We start from the raw sequence: 5,188 nt of genomic DNA, 5'->3' as shown, positions 1-5,188 counted from the left end.
TTCCAGTTTGGTGGCCAGCTGTTCTATGAAATCGAGGACGGCAAGATTACCGGTATGCTGGAGGACGTGGCCTACCAGTCCAACACCCAGGAATTCTGGAACTCCTGTTCACAAATCTGTGACAAGCGCGATTATCGCCTGGGCGGCTCTTTCTTTGACGGTAAGGGGCAGCCGATGCAGGTAAGCGCCGTTTCTCACGGTAGCTCAACCACGCGTTTTGATGGGGTGAATGTCATCAATACCAAGCGCAAGCTGGGTTAATTGGCGCAAGTACTTTCCAACTAGAAAAGCCCGGTGGCGGTGCGATACCGGGTATCGCTTTGTGAGACCTTCACGGCCATGGAAGGCGGTGAGCCCCAGGGATGGGTTAAGTGGGGACACCTGGTCCGTGTCTCGCAAAGCCAAACCCGGTAGCGTCACCGCCACTGAATTGCATCAGTGCACAGTAGGCACATTTCAATCCGCAACAATTTGAAGTTTCAGAGCAGTATCCGTGTCCCTTACCCGAAAACAGTTCCTGCAGCGTCTTTTGTTCGCCGGTGCCGGTTGCGCACTGCCGGCAACACTGCGCGCGCAAACTGCGGGTGAGCCACACTACGATTTTTATTTCACTCGCCTGATGTACGAATCGGGGGACTGGGATGTGGATCAGCGGATGCCGTCCAATGTACTGAACTCCCTGATCGAGTACACCAACCTCAAGGTCGATCCCAAAGAACATATTGTGCCGCTGGCTGACCCGGAAATGCTGCTGGCACCCTTCTGCTATATGGCCGGACACAAGCTGGTGGAGTTCACCGAGGCAGAGGCGCGTAATTTCCGCGATTACGTCAATCGCGGTGGTTTTGTTTTTGTCGACGACTGCAACCACGATATCGACGGTCTGTTTGCCAAATCTTTTGAAGCGCAGATGATCAAGCTATTCGGTGAAGGCTGTCTGCAAAAGCTGCCGGACGATCACGATCTGTATCGCTGCTTTTTCCAGTTCGACGAACTGCCGGTTACCAGCTTCGAACTGAATGGCTGGGGGGACGACCTGGTGCACGATTACCTGAAGGCGATCGTGATCAATGGCCGTATCGCCGTTCTGTACAGCAACAAGGACTTTGGCTGCGAGTGGGATTACGACTACCGCAACAAGCGCTGGCTCGCCATCGACAACACCAAATTCGCCATCAACATTGTTATTTACGCACTCACTACCTGAATCGCCATGCATACCACCACACCGGAAAGAACCGAACAGATGATCGAACAACAGCAGCAGGCGCTGGCAACATTGCGCGCAGAGATCGGCAAGGTCATTGTCGGGCAGCAGGAAGTCGTGGAGCAGATGTTGATCTGTCTGCTGGCGAAAGGTCACGCGCTGCTCGAAGGTGTTCCCGGCCTGGGAAAAACGCTGCTGGTAAAAACTCTGGCAGACGCGTCCAGCCTCGCGTTCAAGCGGGTGCAGTTCACTCCCGACCTGATGCCCGGCGATATTCTCGGCAGTGAAATCCTGGAAGAGGATCACTCCACTGGAAAACGCTTTTTCAAGTTTCAGGCCGGGCCAATTTTCACCAATATTTTACTGGCAGACGAAATCAACCGCACCCCGCCCAAAACCCAGGCGGCTCTACTGGAATCCATGCAGGAATATTCCGTGACCGTGGGCGGGGAAACCATGGCGCTGCCGGACCCCTATTTTGTGCTCGCCACCCAGAACCCGATTGAACAGGCGGGCACCTATCCACTGCCGGAGGCGCAACTGGACCGCTTTCTGCTGAATATCCATATTGATTATCCGGACGAACAGGATGAAGTGGAGATTCTGCGCGCGACCACCGGTGGCGCGCGGGAGAAACCACAGCCGTGCATGGATGCCGCACAGCTGCAGGCACTGCAGAAGCTGGTGCGGGAGGTTTCGGTAAGCGACGCGCTCTACCAGTATGTGGCGCAGCTGGTGCGCGCCACGCGTGCGACAGACACACCGGATTCCGCACTGGGCCAGTGGATCAAGTGGGGCGCAGGGCCACGTGCCGGACAGGCGTTGATTCTTGCCGCCAAGGCGCGCGCCTTCCTGCAACAGCGTCTCGCGGTCACCCGTGAAGATATTCGCGCGTTACTGCTGCCGGTGTTGCGTCACCGTATTTTGCTCAGCTTCCATGCGCAGGCTGACGGCGTGAGTGTCGAGCAGGTAATCCAGGAGCTGGTGCAGACTGTAGCCGAACCCGGTACAGACTGACCGCAGCGGAGTTCAGGCGTGCAACTGATCGACCCACTGACACTGGCGGCAACCCGCGATCTCGCGTGGCTGTCACGACATATCGCCGAAGGCATGTTGCTGGGTATGCAACACAGCCAGCGGCGCGGCGCCGGTATCGAATTCCAGCAGTACCGGAGCTACGAACCAGGGGATTCCATTCGCAATATCGACTGGAAGCTGTTCGCGCGCTCGGATCGCTACTATGTGCGCGAGGCAGACCAGGAAAGCCAGATGCATGTGTGTGTCGTGCTGGATGCCAGCGCGTCAATGCAGCAACCGAGTTTCACTTGTCCCGAATTGAACAAGCTTCAATATGCGAAGTGCTGGGTGGCCACGCTGTGCTGGCTGCTTTACCGGCAGGGGGATCGGTTCTCGCTACTGGTTCTGAACGATGCTGGCCATCGCTACGTACCTGCCGGTCAGGGGGAAAGCCATCACCGCCGAACCGCCCTGGAGCTTGAACGCACACAGGCACGTGGACACTGGCCGGATGCGTCACAGCTGTCAGCGGTATGGCAATATTTCGAGCAACCCTGCCAGACCGTGCTGGTGAGTGATTTTTTCGAAGCGCCGCAGGACGGCGGTATGTCCGGCTTTGCCGCACGCCTGCACGCAGCCGACCGGCCCTGCCTGCCACTGCAGATACTGGTGGAGGCGGAGCAGACATTTCCGTTTGACGGCGAATTGAAAATTGTCGATCCCGAGGGCGGCGATATTCCCGAGCTGGGCGCGCACCAGCAGCGCGATGACTATCTGCGTGCGTTCAACGCCGCACAGCGCGCGCTGGTTGCGCGGTTTGCCGCGCGCGCGTGTCCGCTGACAGTGGCCACCGTGGAAACACCGGTAGAGCAAACGCTGCGCGCGTTTATTGCCGCACACGGGAGGATCGGCTGATATGCCCCTGTCGATTCCTCCTCTACTGCCGTTGCAGTGGTTACAACCAACCTGGCTGTGGCTGCTGTTCGCGCTCGCCATTCCCCTGCTCATTCACCTGATACGCCGCAGCAGGCCGCGGGAAATCACTTTTGCTGCCGCGCAATGGCTGCTTCCTCGCCAGCAGCGTCACTGGAACCGGTTTGTGTTGCGCGACCGCTTGTTACTGCTGCTGCGCCTGTTACTGGTGACACTACTCGCGCTCTTGCTGGCGCAACCGCTGCTTAAAAGTGATACCGAGGCACAGGAAAATGTGCTGCTGGTCGATCCGCGGATTCAGGCTGCGGAGCTCGATGACTTTCTCCAGCGACATCCGGAGCTGCAGCAGGTGTTCTGGCTCCAATCAGCGCCGCGCGAGGTATCAGCGCCCCGCCCCGAGCCCCAGGATAACTGGCGAGTACTTTCTCGCCTGTCCACAAACGGGACATTCCGACGGGCGCACATCCTGTTGCTGGACACGGAAAACCCCAGCGGGCATCAATCCCTGCGGGTGAGCCCGGACTGGCAATGGCACCGGATCGAGGATACTGCCGCGCCTGCCGTGCCCGACCTGCCGCGAATCGCGGTAGCCGGTGACGGGCCCGCGTGGCTACAACCAGTGATGGAACAGTTGCGCGAGCAGCTGGGCACCGGTTTTTCCTTTACACCTCTCACCGATATCAACGAGCTCGCTGCGCACTCCACTGCAAATACAGCGCAAGCGGATTGGCTGATTTACGATACTGCCGGCCCGCTACCCGCGGCGCTGCAAACCTTTGTTCAACAGGGCGGCCTGCTGATTACCGGCCAGGGAGTGCAGTGGGACGAGGTGAATAAATTCACCGCGTTGGATTCACAACCTGCTGCTGAGGCGGCGTCTGTCGGCCGCGGTAGCTGGCTACGCTACACGCAGGACTGGCACAGCGCACCGTTTTATCAACGGGCAGCGCTGCCGGAATTATTGTGGCAGCAGTGGTCACTTCAGGACTGGCACTTCCAGTTCCACAGCCGCAGTCACTGGTCCATCGACAGCAGGCCCGAAACACCGGTGCCGGACAGTCAGGTGGTGCGTCTTCGGAAAATTCCCCTGGACCGCTGGTTGATGTTGTTGATTGCGCTTCTGCTGTTGGTCGAGCGCAGTATCGCACTTTCGCGGCGCGAAGCCGGGATGGTCCATACAGCGGGAGAAAAGCGCCATGCATAAAGTATCGCTGCCTCTCGCACAGGCCCGCCAACACTGGCGTCTCGCCAGCTTGATACCCTATTTCGTTGTCGCGTTTGCAATGGTGCTGGTAATTCTGGGGATGTCAGCGTTGTTGGCGCTGCCGCTCTGGCTGGCCGTCGTGACCGCGGGATTTTTTGTGATTGCGGCGTTAATCGATAAACAGTGGCGACTGTCACTCGCGGAGACCTGCAGCAAACTGGATGCCCGGTTCCCTGAATTGCAAGACAGTAGCGCGCTACTGTTACAAGCTCCCGAGCAACTTTCTTCGCTGGCGCAACTTCAACGCAGTCGCACCGCGGATACGCTGCAACAATTGCTTGATGCCGATAAACTCAAGGCATTTCGCCCGACGCGTTTGCGCAGCCCGTTGCTCGCCGCCATCGGCGCCGGCCTGGGATTGTTTACTTACTTTTCCCTCGGCCAGCTCCAGGACATGGGTAGTGCCGCTATACAAACGAGCGCTGGCCAGCGCGGGATCGAGCAACAACCATTAACGGAACTCATCGCGGAAGCAGTGACCACCATAGAGCCACCCGCGTACACCAACCTGTCCAGACGTACACAGTCCCTGGATGTGCGGGCCCCGGAGGGTTCGCGGATCACCTGGCAAGTTACTCTGCAGAGACCAGCTTATGCCCTGCGTATGGTCGCTGCGGAAACTGAATTCGCCTTTTCCGCCCAGGACACGCTGCCGAGCCGAACCTGGAACCTCACTCGCACGGTTTTCGATACCGACTTCTACCAGCTCAGCCTGCTTGAAAACAAACAGGAAAATGTCGAGGGAAATTTCCGTCTGCAGACGGAAA

General features: G+C 58.3%; 6 protein-coding genes. All 6 read left to right on the top strand.

Annotated features, from left to right (window positions below):
- The coding region (locus B4U49_RS01270; protein ID WP_338036810.1) for a metallopeptidase TldD-related protein at positions 1-261 on the top strand (261 nt) is incomplete at its 5' end.
- A gap of 232 nt (positions 262-493) precedes the next feature.
- Positions 494-1,207: a DUF4159 domain-containing protein gene (locus B4U49_RS01265; RefSeq protein WP_078082777.1), complete on the top strand. Its 714-nt coding sequence runs from the start codon at positions 494-496 to the stop codon at positions 1,205-1,207.
- Between the two features lie 6 nt (positions 1,208-1,213).
- Entirely contained in the window at positions 1,214-2,224 is a 1,011-nt protein-coding gene (locus B4U49_RS01260; protein WP_078082776.1) for an AAA family ATPase, read from the top strand.
- Between the two features lie 18 nt (positions 2,225-2,242).
- Positions 2,243-3,139, top strand: coding sequence for a DUF58 domain-containing protein (locus tag B4U49_RS01255; protein WP_078082775.1), 897 nt, complete (start codon positions 2,243-2,245; stop codon positions 3,137-3,139).
- A gap of 1 nt (position 3,140) precedes the next feature.
- Entirely contained in the window at positions 3,141-4,361 is a 1,221-nt protein-coding gene (locus tag B4U49_RS01250; RefSeq protein WP_078082774.1) for a BatA domain-containing protein, read from the top strand.
- Positions 4,354-5,188 (top strand): hypothetical protein (locus B4U49_RS01245; RefSeq protein WP_204902957.1); only part of this gene is annotated, 835 nt, incomplete at its 3' end. The genes B4U49_RS01250 and B4U49_RS01245, both read left to right, overlap by 8 nt.

Source organism: Microbulbifer mangrovi (assembly GCF_002009015.1).
Classification (GTDB): Bacteria; Pseudomonadota; Gammaproteobacteria; order Pseudomonadales; family Cellvibrionaceae; genus Microbulbifer; species Microbulbifer mangrovi.
Note: the sequence above shows the minus strand (reverse complement) of the source record. Positions and strands in the feature narration are given on the sequence as shown.